Origin of the sequence: Bradyrhizobium sp. UNPA324 (genome assembly GCF_006658635.1) — a bacterium.
GTDB lineage: Bacteria > Pseudomonadota > Alphaproteobacteria > Rhizobiales > Xanthobacteraceae > Bradyrhizobium > Bradyrhizobium nanningense.
In genome coordinates this window covers 5,176,632-5,192,291 of sequence record NZ_LFJD01000004.1, presented here as the reverse complement: position 1 = coordinate 5,192,291, position 15,660 = coordinate 5,176,632, and the positions used below count along the sequence as shown (strand labels likewise).

The following is a 15,660-nucleotide window of genomic DNA, read 5'->3' as shown; positions in this document are numbered from 1 at the left end:
AAAGCATGCATGCGGCCAATCGTGGGAATACAACCATGCCCTCACCAGCCCATGCGCAGGCCAACGCGTCCGCCGGCGACCCGCTGGTCGGGCCCATAGCCTATTCCGCCGTTGAACTGCATGTTCCGATTGAGGCGTAGTGCCGCGTTGAATGCGAGACCGTTGGCCCGCTCGAAGGTCCCGTAGTTCATCGTCATGGCAAAACTCTCGTTCGGCAGCAGCGTCGGCACACCGGCCATGGCAAAGGCCATGGCGACGCCGCTGGTCGCCTTGCTGGTCCGGCTGGTGAGGTCGTCGAGGCGGCCGTTGATTGTGGCGAGCTGGCCATTGATAGCGCTGAGATCGCTGGTCGAGGCGATGCCGAGATTGGCGAGCGTGGTGGTCGCGAGATTGCCGGCAGCATCGGAGGTGACGAGCTGGGTCGCGCCGCTTTGCGCGGCCTTGCTCGCCGACGAGGTGATGCCGGCCATGGTGTAGGTATTGCCTGCCGTGCCGAACGTCTGCTGGTTGGGGCGCGTTGCTGTCGCGCCATTGCCGAAAGCGGCAGAGTTGGCGAAACCGGCGCTGGTATTGTTACCGACGGCGACCGCGTTGGCGCCGGCCACCGATACGGTATTGCCGATCGCGATGGCACCTGAGCCGGTCACGGTGGCCGCGTTCGCCATCACCAGCGCGTTGGGCGCATTGACGGCGTTGCCGGAGCCGAACACGGAGGACCCAGCAGCGCTCGCGGTGGCGGCCACTGCATTGTTGGAGCCGACCACATTGACGTTGTCGCCCCGGCCGGCCTGGTTGGTGCCGTTGATGGTGTTGTTGTCGCCCAGCACGAAGCTGCCATTGCCGTTCAACGTATTGGGGTCGCCGATGGCGTAACTGCCATTGCCGCGCACGGTCTGACCGGTGCCGAACGCACCGCTGTTGGTGCCGGTGACGCTGTTGAACGCACCGACCGCGGTGCTGTTGACGCCGGTCACTGTGGTGTTGTTGCCGACAGCCGTTCCGCTCGTGCTGCCCGCATTGACGACCGCCCACGATCCGACCGCCACCGAACTGTCGGCATACGCATAACTATCCGTGCCATAGGCTGAGCTGGTCAGGCCGGTCGCGGTGCTCCGGCCGCCGGTCGCAGTTGCGAAGTCGCCGGAAGCCCGGGAGTCGGCACCCACCGCCGTGGAGTACCAGCCGGCTGCATTGCTGTTGGAGCCAACGGCCACGGTTTGATTGCCGGTCGCACTGCTCACATAGCCGTAGGCGGTGCTCTCGTAGCCCGTCGCCGCGCTCTGCGCCCCGGCAGCAGAGGCGTGCTGACCGATCGCGAGGGCGCCATACCCCATCGCGGTGGTTTGCACGTTGGTCGCCTGGCTCGAGGCGCCGACGGCGAGAGCAGTATTGCCAGAGGCATTGCTGGAAGCACCATAGGCCGTGCCGGATGCACCGCCCGCCGCGCTGCCGGCACCACACGCCGTGCTTCCGACGGCCCCGGCAACTGCGCCGCCGGTGCTGTTGCTGGCATCGACGCAGACGAACTGCGCCTGCGCGGATGGCGCGTCCACGATCGCGGCAAGAACGAACGCCGCCACGGCACACATCGTGGCCGGCCGCATTCGCCGCCACGTCGCTTCCCTCGCCGTTCGTCCCGCCGTCTCGCCGGTCCCCCCCTCGGCCAACCATGCCGCAAGACCCATCCCCCGCGTATCCATCGCTCACCTTCACGTCATTGCAAATTGCTGGGGCCGGCAAACACGCGCGTCTGGCCCCGCGCGCGATAATATGAATATTCATGTCCGGAGACTGCGGTTCGACGGCGTGGAAACTTGCCTGATCGTCCCAATTTGCAGACCAACTGCCGAAGGGAGCGGCCTGGCATGACGAAAATCCCGTATCTGCGCTTCGATACGGCGGAGCTGCCCGCCGCCGAGCGGCTCGACCGCTACCGCGCGATTCTCGCGCATTACGACGTGTCGGTCCCCGACGGCACGAACCGGGACGACTTCGAGGTTCTCGCCGAAGCCTGGCTGCTCGGCGGTCTGGTCGCCGCATCCACCCGGATGGGGCCGGTGCGCTTCACCCGCTCCGCCGCGCTGGCAAAGGCCGATGGCCGCAACTCCTTCGCGCTGCTGCTGCTCCGTCGCGGCGCCTGGAGTGGCGAGGTCGACGGCGAGCCGATCTCGGCCGGACCCGGCCAGGTGCTGGTGCTCGACCTGACCCGGCCCTTCGACGGCATCGCCACGGCGACCGACACCATCAGCCTCGACGTCGAGCGCGATGCAATCGTCAGCGCCGCGCCCGATGGCCTCGACCTGCACGGGCTCGTCCTCGACGGCGCCGCCGGCCGGGTGCTCGCCGATCAGATGGGGCTCCTGCGACGACGGCTTCCGGCGATGGACGGGGACGACGCACCCGAGGCGGTCCGAACGACGCTCGGGCTCCTGCGCGGATGCTTTGGCATGGCCGAGCGGCCACGCGAGCAAGGGCTTGCCCGGCGCGACATCGCCGTCCTTCATCGTGCCAGCCGCTTCATCGATCAGAACCTCGGTCATCCCGATCTCTCGGTGACGACCATCTGCCGCGAGATCGGCGTGTCTCGCTCGGTGCTGTATCGGGTCTTCGCGCCGCTCGCGGGCGTCGCCGATTACATTCGCGGGCGACGGCTCGAAGCGATCCATGTCCTGCTCGATGACGCCGACGAGGATCGCTGGAATGCAGAGATCGCCGCCGAATTCGGCTACGTGAGCCAGGCTCATTTCAGCCGCAGCTTCCGGCAGCGCTTCGGCTACTCGCCGCGCGCAGCGCGCGACTCCCGCGATCTTGCAGCCGCGGTCGAGGCTGGTCCGGAGCTCTTTCGCGAGTGGATCAACCGGCTGGGTTGACTTGCCTTGGCGTACGGTCCGGAAGGAAACGGCCGGCAACATGACGTCACCGGCCGCAATCTCCTTCGCTTCTCCTACTCCGCCGGCGCGGCCGACATCTCCGGATGCGCGGCATAGTGGTCGCTGGCGCCGAGCTTGCTGGCCGCGAACAGGCCGGCGGCCATCGCGGCATAGGCCAGCGCGACAGCGGGCGTGACGCCAAATCCGCCGCCGATGCCGACGGCCTCGCCATGCATGAAGCCGAAATAGGTCAGGATCGCGCCGACCAGCGCGAAGCCTGATGCCTTCTCGAAATCGCGCTCGATGATGAAGACGCCGATCGCGCCCAGGATGAGGCCGCCGAGGATGGAGCCGCCGCCCATCACCTCCAACCCCCGGTAGAACACGCCCTGCTGCGGCAGCGCGGCAATCGCGGCAGCCTTCACGGCGTCGGCCTTGTCGGCGGCCAGGCCGCCGACGGACGTCGCTGCCATCATGGTCGAGCCCAGCATCGTGTCGATCTGGAGCTTGGCCCAGGCGGCAAGATGCGGCGTCAGCGCCAATACGATCGCGGGCGCGTGCTTGATCGGCGTGGTCTGGAACGCCTGCGCGCCGATCAGCATGCCGATGTAAAGCAGGATCGGCGAGATCGCGACCACGGGCACGAGTGCCAGCAGCACCGAGATGATGCCGAACCAGGCCAGCACGATCACCATGAGGCCGGTTGCGGCCGAGTAGCCGATGCGGCCGCCCATCGCCTTCCAGCCGGGATGGCCGATATAGACGGCGTTGATGAAGGGATTGCCCATCAGGCAGCCGATCAGGCTGACGACGCCGTCGGCCGTGAGCACCCGCGTGGTCGGATATTCGTCGCCGGCGGCTTCCGCGCTCTCGACATTGTCCATGGCCTCGACGAGGTCGTAGATGCCGAATGGAATGGCGGTGACGAGAATGATGCCGAGGAATTCGAAGCCGGAGAAGACGTAGCCCAATGCGGGAAGCGGCACCGAGAAGCCGAAATTGGCAAATGCTGCGCCGACGCCTTTGAGGCTCAAGCCGCCAAGGCCGAGCCCGAACAGGTTCGAACCCCAGGCGATGATCATGCCGACGGCGATGGCGACGAGACCTGCGGGAATACCGCGCGGATATTTCACGCCGCCGAACCAGCTCACCAGGATGATGGCAAAGCAGACCAGACCGATCTGCGGCGTCATGTACATCTCCAGCGCCGGCCGCATCGAGATGAAGGTGACGGAAACGCCGGCAAGCGTTCCGAGCAGCGCCGCGCGCGGCGTGATCCTGCGAATGAACGGCGCAATGAAGCCGCCGATCATGAGAATGAAGCTTTGGAAGAACACCCAGACCAGGCCCGCCGACCAGCCCTTGAGCGGATCACCGGTCTTCAGGGTGATCGGCAGCATGATCACGAAGGTGACGATGAACATGTGCGGCACGCTGACGCCCGAGGGCAGCGCGCAGACATCGTTGCGGCCCGTCTTCTGCGCCAGACGGTAGGCAAGGTAGGCGTAGTAGAAGGTCGAGAGGCACATCATCAGCCCGAGCGCGGGCAGGATGCGGCCGAACACCAGACTGTCCGGCATCTTCAGGACGAAGCGCAACAGGCCCGTGAGCACCAGCATGTTGACGAGGATGTTGGTGCCGAAGCCGAAAAACGCGTTCCAGTCGCCCGATGTCCATAGTGCCGGCTTGAACTCGGACGTATCGATCTCAGACTTGCCGGCCGTCCCCGTCAATGTGCTCATGATCGTTCCCCTGATGTGGTCGAAGTCTTGATTGCCTCCAGAACTGCGGCCGAGTCCGTGACCCAGCCGAAGATGCCGCCTTGGGCCTTGATCATCTTCAGGCCCATCTCGTGAAACTCGGGGAAGTAGGAGGCGCAACCGTCCGACATGACGACGCAGCGGTAGCCGCGGTCGTTGGCCTCGCGCACCGTGGTGTTGACGCACACTTCGGTGGTGACGCCGCACACCAGCAGGTTCTCGATGCCGTATCTCTCCAGCACGTCGCCAAGCTCGGTGGCGTAGAACGCGCCCTTGCCGGGCTTGTCGATCACGACCTCGCTGTCGAGCGGATAGAGCTCGGGGATGATGTCGTGGCCGGCTTCGCCGCGAATGAGGATGCGGCCCATCGGGCCGGGATCGCCGATCCGCAGCGACGGCGCGCCGCGCTCGACTTTCGCCGGGGGCGCGTCGGAGAGGTCGGGCAGATGGCCTTCGCGGGTGTGGATCACCAGCATGCCGGTGTCACGCGCCGCCGTCAGCACCGCGCCGATCGGCTTCACCGCGCGCGCAAGCTGACTGACGTCGTTGCCGAGCGTCTCACCGAAGCCGCCGGGCTCCATGAAGTCGCGCTGCATGTCGATGATCAACAGCGCTGTCGCTGACCAGTCGAGTCTGATCGGCTCGGGCTCGGCGCTGATGACGCCCAATGTCGGCTTGCTCAAGTCCAGCATGACGCCCGCCCCTCGCGAGAACTGCGCCAGGAGTTCTGCAAGCGGCGTGCCATTGTGTACAATTGCGGTGGGGCGCGGGCGGCGATGGAATTCGTTGCGTAGTCAGAAGGTTACGCCGGCGGTCGGCGTCTGCTTATTCCCTGTGCGACGACTTCGCCGCGTGCATCTGCTCAAAGGATGGGCGCTCTCCGAATGACGAGGAGCGCGTATGGCGGCGCCTTTGCGCCTACCGCCCCGCCCCATACAGCCGCCGATACTCTTCTTCATACGGCGCGTAAGAATCCTTCAGCGTCGCCATGTTCAGCAGCATGGTCGCAACCAGCGTGTTCGTCTTGTCGAACACGCGCGTCTTGGCCCAGACGCTTTCGGTGCGGCGGCTGCCGGAGAGCGCGACCACCTCGCGCTCGACCTCGTAGTCCTCGTCGACGAGGAGCGGGCCCTTCACGAGCCGGATCTCCTGGTCCGCGAACAGGCCGACGGCTGGGCCCTTGGCCGGCAGCGGATCGTCCTTCGAGCGGTACTGGAACAGCACGCTCAGCATCTCCATCGGGATGATCGGCCTGCGCCACGGATTGTCGGCGCCGGAATAATAGGGCGAGTTCTCGGTGATGACGGCGAGCTTCTGCCTGAGGGAGAAAGGGTAAAGGTCACCCATGGTCTGATCGAAAGCCATGCGCACCGTCTGCCGCTTGCCGGGGACGCCGACTTGCACATCGCGAAGGATCACGGGATCCGCGAGCGGCTTGAGCTCGCGCAGACGCAGGTCAAGGGCTGTCGGGCTCTCGATGATCGAGGCCGTGCCGCGCAGCACTTCGGTGCCGTCGCGCTTGACCATTTGAATTTGACACTCCGGTTGTTCAACCGAGGAGGCCATCAGGATCGCCTGCACCTCTTCGCCTTCATAGCAGACGCTGCGATAGTGCGCAGAAAGGCAGCCTCTTTCGAACCAGGCTTGCCCCCATTGCCGCTCGCACAACGGGGCAAATTGGCTGAAATGCGTCGGCCCCTCGATCGTACCGCCTCTGAAGCCGAGCTTCTGCGCTGTCGCGTCATCATGGATCGAGGCATGCGCGTCGTAGGTTTGCGCCTGCAGCATCTGTCGCGGCCGGCGCCACGGCCCGACCAAGGCGCCTCCGGTCTGAGTGATTGGGGTATCGAACGCCGTCATGCTCTCCTCCGCGTGCAAGCCATGACTAGCAGGAGCGCCACGGATGCGGCTAGCCGTATTGACTTCGCCGGCCCATCCTTTTGACTGTCACAATTCGCGTCGCGCAGCCGCAATCCTTCCTGCAGCGCACACCCACCCCGAACCAAGAGCCGAGGACTTCCGAAATGACGCTGTTGCAGGTCGAGCTGGATGACAAATACCGGCTCGAATCGAAGCGGATCTTTCTGTCCGGCACACAGGCACTGGTCCGTCTGCCCATGTTGCAGCGCGAACGCGACCGGCTCCAGGGGCTCAACACCGGCGGCTTCATCTCGGGCTATCGCGGCTCCCCGCTCGGCATGTACGACCACGCGCTGTGGCGCGCGAAATCCCGCCTCGCGCAGCACGACATCGCCTTCGTCCCCGGACTGAACGAGGACCTGGCGGCAACCGCGGTCTGGGGCAGCCAGCAGGTCGGCCTGTTTCCCGGCGCCAAGGTCGATGGCGTGTTCGGCATCTGGTACGGCAAGGGCCCCGGCGTCGACCGCTCGGTCGATGCGCTCAAGCACGCCAATGCGGCCGGCACCGCGCTCAACGGCGGCGTGCTCGCGCTCGCCGGCGACGACCATGGTTGCCAGTCCTCGACGCTGGCGCATCAGAGCGAGCAGGTGTTCGCGGCGGCGCTGATCCCGGTGATCAATCCGGCAACGCTGCAGGATTATCTCGATCTCGGCCTCTATGGTTTCGCGCTGTCGCGCTTCTCCGGCTGCTGGGTCGGCTTCAAGGCGATCAGCGAGACCGTCGAGAGCTCGGCCTCGATCTATAGCGATCCTGAACGCATCAAGATCAAGCTCCCCGACGATTTCGAGATGCCGCCCGGCGGCCTCAACATCCGCTGGCCGGATCCGCCGCTGGAGGCCGAGAGGCGCCTGTTCGGCCCGAAGATGGCCGCCGTGCAGGCCTTTGCCCGCGCCAACCAGCTCGACCGCATCGTGCTCGATTCCAAGCCGGCACGGCTCGGAATCGTCGCGACCGGCAAGGCCTATCTCGATCTGCGCCAGGCGCTGGCCGACTTAGGCATCACCGACAAGGACGCGCAGGATCTAGGCCTTCGCATCTACAAGGTCGCGCTGACCTGGCCGCTGGAGGAAAGCGGCGCGAAGCGCTTTGCGGAAGGCTTACAGGACGTTCTCGTCGTCGAGGAGAAGCGCGGCTTCATCGAAGACCAGCTGATGCGCATCCTCTACAACATCGATGCCTCCAGGCGCCCGACCATTACGGGCAAGCGCGACGAAAGCGGCGCGCCGCTGCTGCCGAGCGAAGGCGAGTTGACGCCGACCATCGTGGCGGGCGCATTGGTGGCGCGGCTACGCAAGCTCGGCCATCGCAGCCCGGTGCTGGAGCAGCGTCTCGCCCGGCTGGAGGCTTTCGACCATCCCGTCACCATAAACACGCAGATCAAGCTCGCGCGCACGCCGTTCTTCTGCTCGGGCTGCCCGCACAACACCTCGACACGCGTGCCCGAAGGCAGCCGCGCCATGGCCGGCATCGGCTGTCACGGCATGGCCCTGAGCATGCCGACCCGCCGCACCGATCTGATCTCGCATATGGGCGCCGAGGGCGTGAACTGGATCGGCCAGTCGCCCTTCACGAGCGAGAAGCATATTTTCCAGAATCTCGGCGACGGCACTTACACCCATTCCGGCCTCCTCGCCCTTCGCGCGGCATCGGCCGCCGGCATCAGCATCACCTACAAGATCCTCTACAACGACGCCGTCGCGATGACCGGCGGCCAGCCGGCCGAAGGCGCCTTCAACGTCGCCCAGATCGCGCATCAGGTCTGGGCCGAGGGCGTCAAGCGGCTCGCGATCGTCTCCGACGATCCGGGCAAGTACCCGCAAGGCAATTACTTCCCGCAAGGCGCGACCATCCATCACCGCCGCGAGCTCGATGCCGTGCAGCGCGAGCTGCGCGACATCAAGGGCCTCACCGTCATCATCTACGACCAGACCTGCGCCGCCGAGAAGCGCCGCCGCCGCAAGCGCGGGCTCTATCCCGATCCCGCCAAGCGCGCCTTCATCAACGAGCTGGTCTGCGAAGGCTGCGGCGATTGCTCGCAGGCTTCCAACTGCGTCTCGGTGCAGCCGCTGGAGACCGAGTTCGGCCGCAAGCGCCAGATCGACCAGTCGAACTGCAACAAGGATTTTTCCTGCGTCGAAGGGTTCTGTCCAAGCTTCGTCACCGTGCACGGCGGCACGCTCAAGCGGATGAAAACTTCGGCGGTTGATTCCGGCCAGCTGTTCGCCGATCTGCCGCTGCCGCCTGCGCGTGAGCTTGATGGGCCCTACAACATCCTCGTTACCGGCATCGGCGGCACCGGCGTCATCACCATCGGCGCCCTGCTCGGCATGGCTGCCCATGTCGACGGCCGCGGCTGCTCGGCGCTGGACTTCACCGGCCTGTCGCAGAAGAACGGCGCGGTGATGAGCCACGTCCGCATCGCGCCGAAGCCGGAAGACATCTCCGCCGTCCGCATCACCACCGGCGGCGCCGACGTCATCCTCGGCTGCGACATGATCGTTTCGGCCGGTCCCTCAGCCCTCAGCCGCGCCGAGCGCGGCGTGACGAAAGCCTATATCAACGCCGATTTGCAGCCGACCGCGAGCTTCGTGCAAAACCCCGATCTCGACTTCGAGATGGGCACGATGCAGACCGTGCTGCGCGACGCAATCGGCGACAACAACCTCGACATCATCGACGCCACCGGCATTGCCGCGGCGCTGATGGGCGACAGTATCGCGACCAACCCTTTCATGCTCGGCTTCGCCTTCCAGAAGGGCGCGATCCCGCTATCGCTGGAGGCCCTGCTGCGCGCCATCGAGATCAACGGCGCCGCGATCGAGATGAACAAGCTCGCCTTCACCTGGGGGCGCCTGGCCGCCCACGACATGTCGCGGGTGCGCAGCGTGCTGCAGTTCAAGAACCGCGCCGCCGCGCCGACCAAGTCGCTCGACGACATCATCGCAACGCGCGCCGAATTCCTGACCTCCTATCAGGACAAGGCCTATGCCGACCGCTATCTCGCGGCCATCGCCAAGGTGCGCAAGGCGGAGCATGCCGCCTCGCCCGCATCAACGGAGCTGACCGAGGCGGTCGCAAAGAACCTGTTCAAGCTGATGTCCTACAAGGACGAGTACGAGGTCGCGCGGCTCTACACCGACGGCAGCTTTGCGAAGAAGGTGTCCGAAAAATTCGACGGCGACTTCACGCTGAAGTACCACCTTGCGCCGCCGATCTTCGCCAAGCGCGACAGGGGGACGGGCCGGCTCCAGAAGCAGGAGTTCGGCGGCTGGATGATCCATGCCTTCCGCGTACTCGCGAGGCTCAAATTCCTGCGCGGCAGCGCGTTTGATCCGTTCGGCCGCACCGAGGAGCGCCGGACCGAGCGGAGGCTGCTCGAGGAATATATGACGATGATCGACCAGCGGATCGCCGGGCTGAAGGCGGAGCAGATCCCGCTGCTGGCACGGCTCGCCCGCGTGCCGGAGAAGATCCGCGGCTTTGGCCACGTCAAGGAAGCCAACGTCAAGCTCGCGGCGGCCGAGAAGTCGCGGCTGGAAGCAGAGCTTGAGAACAGCCGTTTTGCCGCGGCGGCGGAATAAAGACTGGGGCCAGCTCTCTCCACATCATTGCGAGGAGCCCTTGCGACGAAGCAATCCAGAATCTCGCCACACACTCGGTGTCATCGCCCGGCTTGACCGGGCGATCCAGTACTCCGAGGCGGTTGTGGTTGAACGGATGGGCCGCGGCGTACTGGATGCCCCGCTTTCGCGGAGCATGACAGCGGTGGAGATGGCTAGACCGACGCCGACACGCCGGCAGCGGTCTCGCGTGTCACCCCTCCCTCTGCCAGATGCCGTCCTGCGATATATCCAAACGTCAGCGCCGGTCCTAACGTGATCCCCGGCCCCGGACAATTCCCGTTCATGATCGAGCCCATGTCGTTGCCGCAGGCATAGAGGCCGGCGATCGGCGTGCCGTCCTTGCGCAACACGCGGGCCTGCGCGTCGACTTTCATGCCGATCGCGGTGCCGAGATCGGCCGGATGGATGCGCATCGCGAAGAACGGCGCGCGCGTGATCGGCGCGACGCAGGGATTAGGCTTGTGACTGATATCGCCGAGGTGGCGCTGATAGATGGTGCTGCCGCGGCCGAACTCGGGATCACGGCCGTCCTCTGCATCGGCGTTGTAGTTCACGACCGTCGCCGTGAGCGTGGACGGCTTGACGCCGATCCTGGCGGCGAGCTGCGCGATGTCGGGCGCCTCGATCAACTCACCGCTCGCCACATAGCGCCGATAGAGGCGCGTGAGCGGCTTGATGCGGCCGAGGCCGTAAGCCCACAGGAACGCGCGGTCGCAGATCAGATAGAACGGCCGGTCCGGCTCGCCATTGCCATCACGGAGCATGGCGAGCACGAACTCGTGGTAGGACAGCGCCTCGTTGACGAAACGCCGGCCCGCTGCGTTGACGGCGATCATTCCGGGCTTGGCGCGGTCGGTCACGGTGTGTGGGAACACGCCGCGGCTGCCGTCGGCGCGGCGGAACAACGAGGCCGGCACCCAATAGGCCGGACTGGTCGCGTCCGTGTTGAGCGCGGCGCCAGTCGTCGCCGCCAGCCGCAGCCCGTCGCCGGTGCTGGAGCTGTTGGTCGCCGAGACAAATCCAGCCGCGGCCGGAAAAAGACGCTTGCGCAACACGGCGTCGTGCGAAAAGCCGCCGGTCGCCAGCACCACGCCGCGGCGCGCCGCGATCGGCCGGTCGCGGGATCCATGACGGATCACCACGCCGCTGACGCGATCACCCTGCATCGAGAGAACTTCGACGTCGGTGCTGAAGAGAGCTTCAACCTGCCGCGCCAGCAGCGAAGCATACAGCCGCGCGGCAAGCGCGTTGCCGAGATACAGCGTCGTGCCACGCGGGCTTTGCAGCCGCTGCAACGCATATTCCGAGACCAGCCGCGCCGCGCGCATGGTCGAGCGCAGCGATTTTCCAACTCTGCGCAAATGCGGAATGTCGAAACGATTGACCATCATCCCGCCAAACAGCGTGAACTCCGGCAGCGGTGGCCGTAATCTCGCAAAAGCCCCGCCCAGCCGCGTGCCGTCGAAAGCAACCGGCTCCAGCACGCGGCCGCCTGATGTCGCGCCCAGTCGCTCCGGATAATAGTCCGGATAGGCCTTAACCGGCTGGAGCCGAACCTCGGTGTTGGCTTCGAGATAGGCGATCGCCTCGGGCCCGCGCGCGAGAAAGGCAGCGCGCAGGCTGGCATTGGCGCGCTCGGGCACCGTGCTCGACAGATATTGGACGGCATCCGCGACACTATCGGAGAGCCCAGCATCCTTCATTTTGGCATTGGCAGGGATCCAGACCATGCCGTCGGACCAGGCCGTGGTGCCGCCGACGAACGCGGTCTTCTCGATCACCAACACGCGCAGACCTTCGGCGGCAGCGACCGCCGCGGCCGTCATACCGCCGGCTCCGGCGCCGATGACGATGACATCGTAGGTCTCTTGCGCCGGCATCATGCGGCGAGTGTCCGAAGGCGAGGCATGACACCGTCATACCTCGCCTCACCCGTCCGGCGCTAGCGGGCAGGCTTCCGTTCGATCGGGTCGATGTCGATCGCCCGCAGCCGGCCGAGCCGCAGCACGTCCATGGCGAGCCGCCGGCCGATCCGGTCGCGGTCGAGCACGCGGATCAGATCGTCGACGCCGTTGATCTCGACGCCGTCGAGCCTGATCACGACGTCTCCGGGAAGCAAGCCGGCCTTCGCCGCCGGGCCGTCCGGCTCGATCTGCATCAAAAGCGCGCCCATCTTGTTCTCGACGCCGGCCACGACCGCGTGCCGCCGCGGCACCGGCGCGGTCTGTCCGGCGACGCCGATATAGGCGCGGCGGACATAGCCGTGGCGGATGATCTCCGACAGCACGAACTGCGCGGTGTTGCTGGCGACCGCGAAGCAGATGCCCTGCGCGCCGTTGATGATGGCGGTGTTGATGCCGATCACCTCGGCATGCGACGACACCAGCGGGCCGCCGGAATTGCCGGGATTGAGCGCGGCATCGGTCTGGATCACGTCCTCGATGGTGCGGCCGCTGACCGAGCGGATCGAGCGTCCGAGCGCCGAGACCACGCCGGCGGTCACGGTCGATTCGAAGCCGAGCGGATTGCCGATCGCAATCACGAGCTGGCCGCGCCGCAACGTCTTGGAGTTGCCGAGCGCGGCATAGGGCAAATGGCGCACGCCGTTGGCGCGCAGCAGCGCAAGGTCGGTATCGGCGTCGACGCCAAGCACCTGGGCCTCGCCGACATGGCCCTCGACGTCGCGCAACCGGATCTGCTTCGACGTGCCGACCACGTGGCTGTTGGTCAGGACGAGCCCGTCCGGCGAGATCACGATGCCCGAGCCGAGCCCGCCGCGTTCGCGGCCGTTCGGCACCTTTGGCCCGGTCTCGACCCGCACGACCGCAGGGCCGACGCGGTCGGTCACGTCGATCACGGCATTGGAATAGGCGTCCAGCAGCGCCCGGTCATCGACCGGGACAGACGGGGTTGTTCGCGATGACGGTGCGTCATCGGCGATGTCTGAAGTGAAATCCAGCATGGCAAAAGTCCTTGAAGGCTCACACAGATGGTGGCCTGCTCCCCGCCGCGCAAGATGCCCGCCCGGCCGCGCAGGGCTGGACTGCCCAGATGGCTAGGGCGCCCGCCTCAGCGAGCCGCCTCGCGCCTTGACCGGATCGAGCAGCGACCAGTCGCCATCCGGCAGCACGTGGCCCTTCGGGAACGGCGCGCGCAGCTCCAGCCCGAGCGAGCGCAACACGCGGTCGTCGCGGTAGTAGCATTGCAGGACGACGCGGACGAGCGTCGCGGCGGGCGCGCCGCCAGCCCCGCGAAACTCCTGCGCCGCCGCATCGCGCCCCTTGGCATCGAGCTCGGCAAGCGGCCTTCCTGCGAGGCGCGCCAGATGATCCAGCGCCGTCGCCACCAATTTGCCATCACGGCCGAGCGTCGCGAGGATGTCGGCCTGGATCGTGGGATCGTCGGCGCCCGGCACCCCGTACTCGGCGCTGGCGGGAACGATCATCCCGGCGACGGTGCGGAGGTCGTCGCGCTGCCGCGGCGAGAGGGAGAGTTGATCAGTCATGGTGTCCTCTTCTGAAGCTCGCGCAGCGATGAAAGTGCGCTCCCTCCCCCGCTTGCGGGGGAGGGTTGGGGAGTGGGTGTCTCCACAGAGGGGCTCCCCCAGAGGAGAGAACCCTCACCCGGCACTGCGTGCCGACCTCTCCCGCAAGCGGGAGAGGTGCACCGAGTGCGCGGTTAGGTCTGGCCGTCATCATTCTCAGTCGAACAAATTGGCGAGGCGCTGCTTAATCTGGTCGGCGATGTAGAGCGCGAGGGCCTGGATGGTGGAGGTCGGGTTCACGCCGCCCGACGTGACGAAGATGCTGCCGTCGACGATGAAGAGGTTCTTGACGTCGTGCGCGCGGCCCCATTCGTTGACCACGGAGCGCTCGGGGTCAGTGCCCATCCGCGCGGTGCCGAGCAGATGCCAACCGCCCCAGGGGATCGGCGAGTTGATGCAGATATCGGTCGCACCGGCGGTCTCGAGAACTTCCCGCCCGCGGGCAAGTGCGTGCTCCATCATTTTTCGGCTGTTCTCGCTGATCGTGTAGTCGATCTTCGGCGCGGGAATGCCGTGGCTATCCTTCAGGACGGGATCGAGCGTGACCTGATTATGCTCCTCCGGCAGATCCTCGCAGATCGCAGAGAAACCCAGCCGATGGCCGTTGAGCTTGCGGAAGACGCGGTGATGATCCTCGCCCCAGGGCAAGATGCCCTTTTGCTCGCTGACGACGGCCTCGAACACGGGACCTGCGCCGCGCACGAACTGCACGCCGTAGCCGCGCACGAAGCCGCGCGACGGGTCGGTGTCGTACCATTGCTTGCTCCAGAGGCAGGTCGGCGGCGCGCGGTTGGAGTCGGTCGGCTCCTTCACATAGCCGTAGATCTGCGCGTAAGGGTGGAACATCAGGTTCTTGCCGACGAGACCCGACGAATTGGCAAGGCCGTTGGGGAAACGGTTGGATTTCGAGTTGAGCAGCAGGCGGGGCGTGCCGACACCGTTGCAGGCGATGATGACGACGTGCGCGGGCTGGAATTGCTCGACACCGTCCTTGTCGTAATAGACCACGCCCGAGGCCATGCCGTTCTCGTCGGTGGTGATCTCGCGCACCCGGCAATGGGTGCGCAGCTCGACGCCGGCGCGGATCGCATGGGGCCAATAGGTGATGTCGGTGGACGACTTTGCTCCTTGCGCGCAGGCCGGCGTGCAATGGCCGAGATTGATGCAGCGTGCCCGCCCCTCATAGTCCATCGTCGCGACCGTGGTGTCCGACGGCCACCAGTGCCAGCCGAGCTCGTTCATGGCCTTGCCGATGATGGCGCCGGACAGGCCGAGCGGCTGCTGCGGCATCGGCGGATGCGTCAGCGGCGAGAGCGGATCGCCTGATAGCCCCGACGTGCCCATCATGCGGTCGTTCTCCTCGAAGAACGGGGTCAGCGCGTCGTAATCGATCGGCCAGTCGTCGGCGACGCCGTCCAGCGTCTTCACCTTGAAATCGGAGGGATGCAGCCGTGGCCAATGCGCGGTGTACATCACCGTCGAGCCACCGACCGCGTTGTAGTTGACGACCTTGATCGGCGAATTGTCGTCGTTAACAGGATAGTCCTCGGGCCGGCCGCGAATATTCGGACTCGACGACCACTCGCCGTAGAACTTGGCCTCCCAGTCCCGGCCCGTGCTCGGATATTCCGCCGGGTTCATCCAGCCGCCCTGCTCCAGGCAGAGAATGTGCATCTTGGTCTCGGCCAGCGACCACGCCACCGCCGCGCCCGAAGCGCCGGCGCCGATGATCAGGACGTCCACGGGGTCTTTCATCGCAACCTTTTCCTCCCGCCCTCGCCGCTTTCCGGGCGATTCGGCCTGCACCATTCGCAAGGCCCGAGAACGATAGGGTCAGAGCGGGCGGGGAGTAAAGCCGCGAGGCCGGAATGTCGCACTTCGCAGGGTGCAGACCATTGGTATCGCCACATCCGGATGCTAGGAACGGGCGACCGAGCAATCGA

10 protein-coding genes are annotated in these 15,660 nt (G+C 66.0%); 2 read left to right on the top strand and 8 right to left on the bottom strand.

The genetic code is table 11. The features are described 5' to 3' along the window. Positions 1-41: 41 nt before the first annotated feature. Positions 42-1,589, bottom strand: a complete 1,548-nt coding sequence (locus UNPA324_RS24930; protein ID WP_246667302.1) for a hypothetical protein — start codon at positions 1,587-1,589, stop codon at positions 42-44. Positions 1,590-1,832: 243 nt separating this feature from the next. Between UNPA324_RS24930 and UNPA324_RS24925 the strand changes: the two genes are divergently transcribed. Beyond that, positions 1,833-2,870 (top strand): helix-turn-helix domain-containing protein, encoded by a 1,038-nt coding sequence (locus UNPA324_RS24925; protein WP_246667212.1) that lies wholly within the window; start codon positions 1,833-1,835, stop codon positions 2,868-2,870. A 74-nt stretch (positions 2,871-2,944) separates the two neighbouring features. On the opposite strand, the gene UNPA324_RS24920 is transcribed toward UNPA324_RS24925, so the two are convergent. From UNPA324_RS24920 to UNPA324_RS24910, 3 genes are all read right to left on the bottom strand, one after another. Continuing rightward, entirely contained in the window at positions 2,945-4,612 is a 1,668-nt protein-coding gene (locus tag UNPA324_RS24920; protein WP_141936458.1) for a regulator, read from the bottom strand. Then, positions 4,609-5,322, bottom strand: coding sequence for a cysteine hydrolase family protein (locus tag UNPA324_RS24915; RefSeq protein ID WP_141936456.1), 714 nt, complete (start codon positions 5,320-5,322; stop codon positions 4,609-4,611). The genes UNPA324_RS24920 and UNPA324_RS24915 overlap by 4 nt, the downstream gene beginning before the upstream one ends. 226 nt (positions 5,323-5,548) lie before the next feature. Next, positions 5,549-6,490 carry a hypothetical protein gene (locus UNPA324_RS24910; protein WP_128916844.1) on the bottom strand — a complete coding sequence of 314 codons (942 nt, stop codon included), beginning with the start codon at positions 6,488-6,490 and terminating at the stop codon, positions 5,549-5,551. A gap of 164 nt (positions 6,491-6,654) precedes the next feature. Between UNPA324_RS24910 and UNPA324_RS24905 the strand changes: the two genes are divergently transcribed. Continuing rightward, the gene (locus tag UNPA324_RS24905) at positions 6,655-10,131 is read left to right on the top strand and encodes an indolepyruvate ferredoxin oxidoreductase family protein (protein ID WP_141936454.1); all 3,477 of its coding nucleotides are present in this window, start codon (positions 6,655-6,657) and stop codon (positions 10,129-10,131) included. A gap of 194 nt (positions 10,132-10,325) precedes the next feature. On the opposite strand, the gene UNPA324_RS24900 is transcribed toward UNPA324_RS24905, so the two are convergent. From UNPA324_RS24900 to UNPA324_RS24885, 4 genes are all read right to left on the bottom strand, one after another. Continuing rightward, on the bottom strand, positions 10,326-12,056 hold the full coding sequence (locus UNPA324_RS24900) for an FAD-dependent oxidoreductase (RefSeq protein WP_128916842.1): 1,731 nt from the start codon (positions 12,054-12,056) through the stop codon (positions 10,326-10,328). Positions 12,057-12,115: 59 nt separating this feature from the next. After that, on the bottom strand, positions 12,116-13,135 hold the full coding sequence (locus UNPA324_RS24895) for a S1C family serine protease (RefSeq protein WP_128916841.1): 1,020 nt from the start codon (positions 13,133-13,135) through the stop codon (positions 12,116-12,118). Between the two features lie 93 nt (positions 13,136-13,228). Beyond that, positions 13,229-13,678 (bottom strand): hypothetical protein, encoded by a 450-nt coding sequence (locus UNPA324_RS24890; protein WP_141936452.1) that lies wholly within the window; start codon positions 13,676-13,678, stop codon positions 13,229-13,231. Between the two features lie 195 nt (positions 13,679-13,873). After that, on the bottom strand, positions 13,874-15,472 hold the full coding sequence (locus UNPA324_RS24885) for a GMC family oxidoreductase (protein ID WP_141936449.1): 1,599 nt from the start codon (positions 15,470-15,472) through the stop codon (positions 13,874-13,876). Positions 15,473-15,660: the final 188 nt, after the last annotated feature.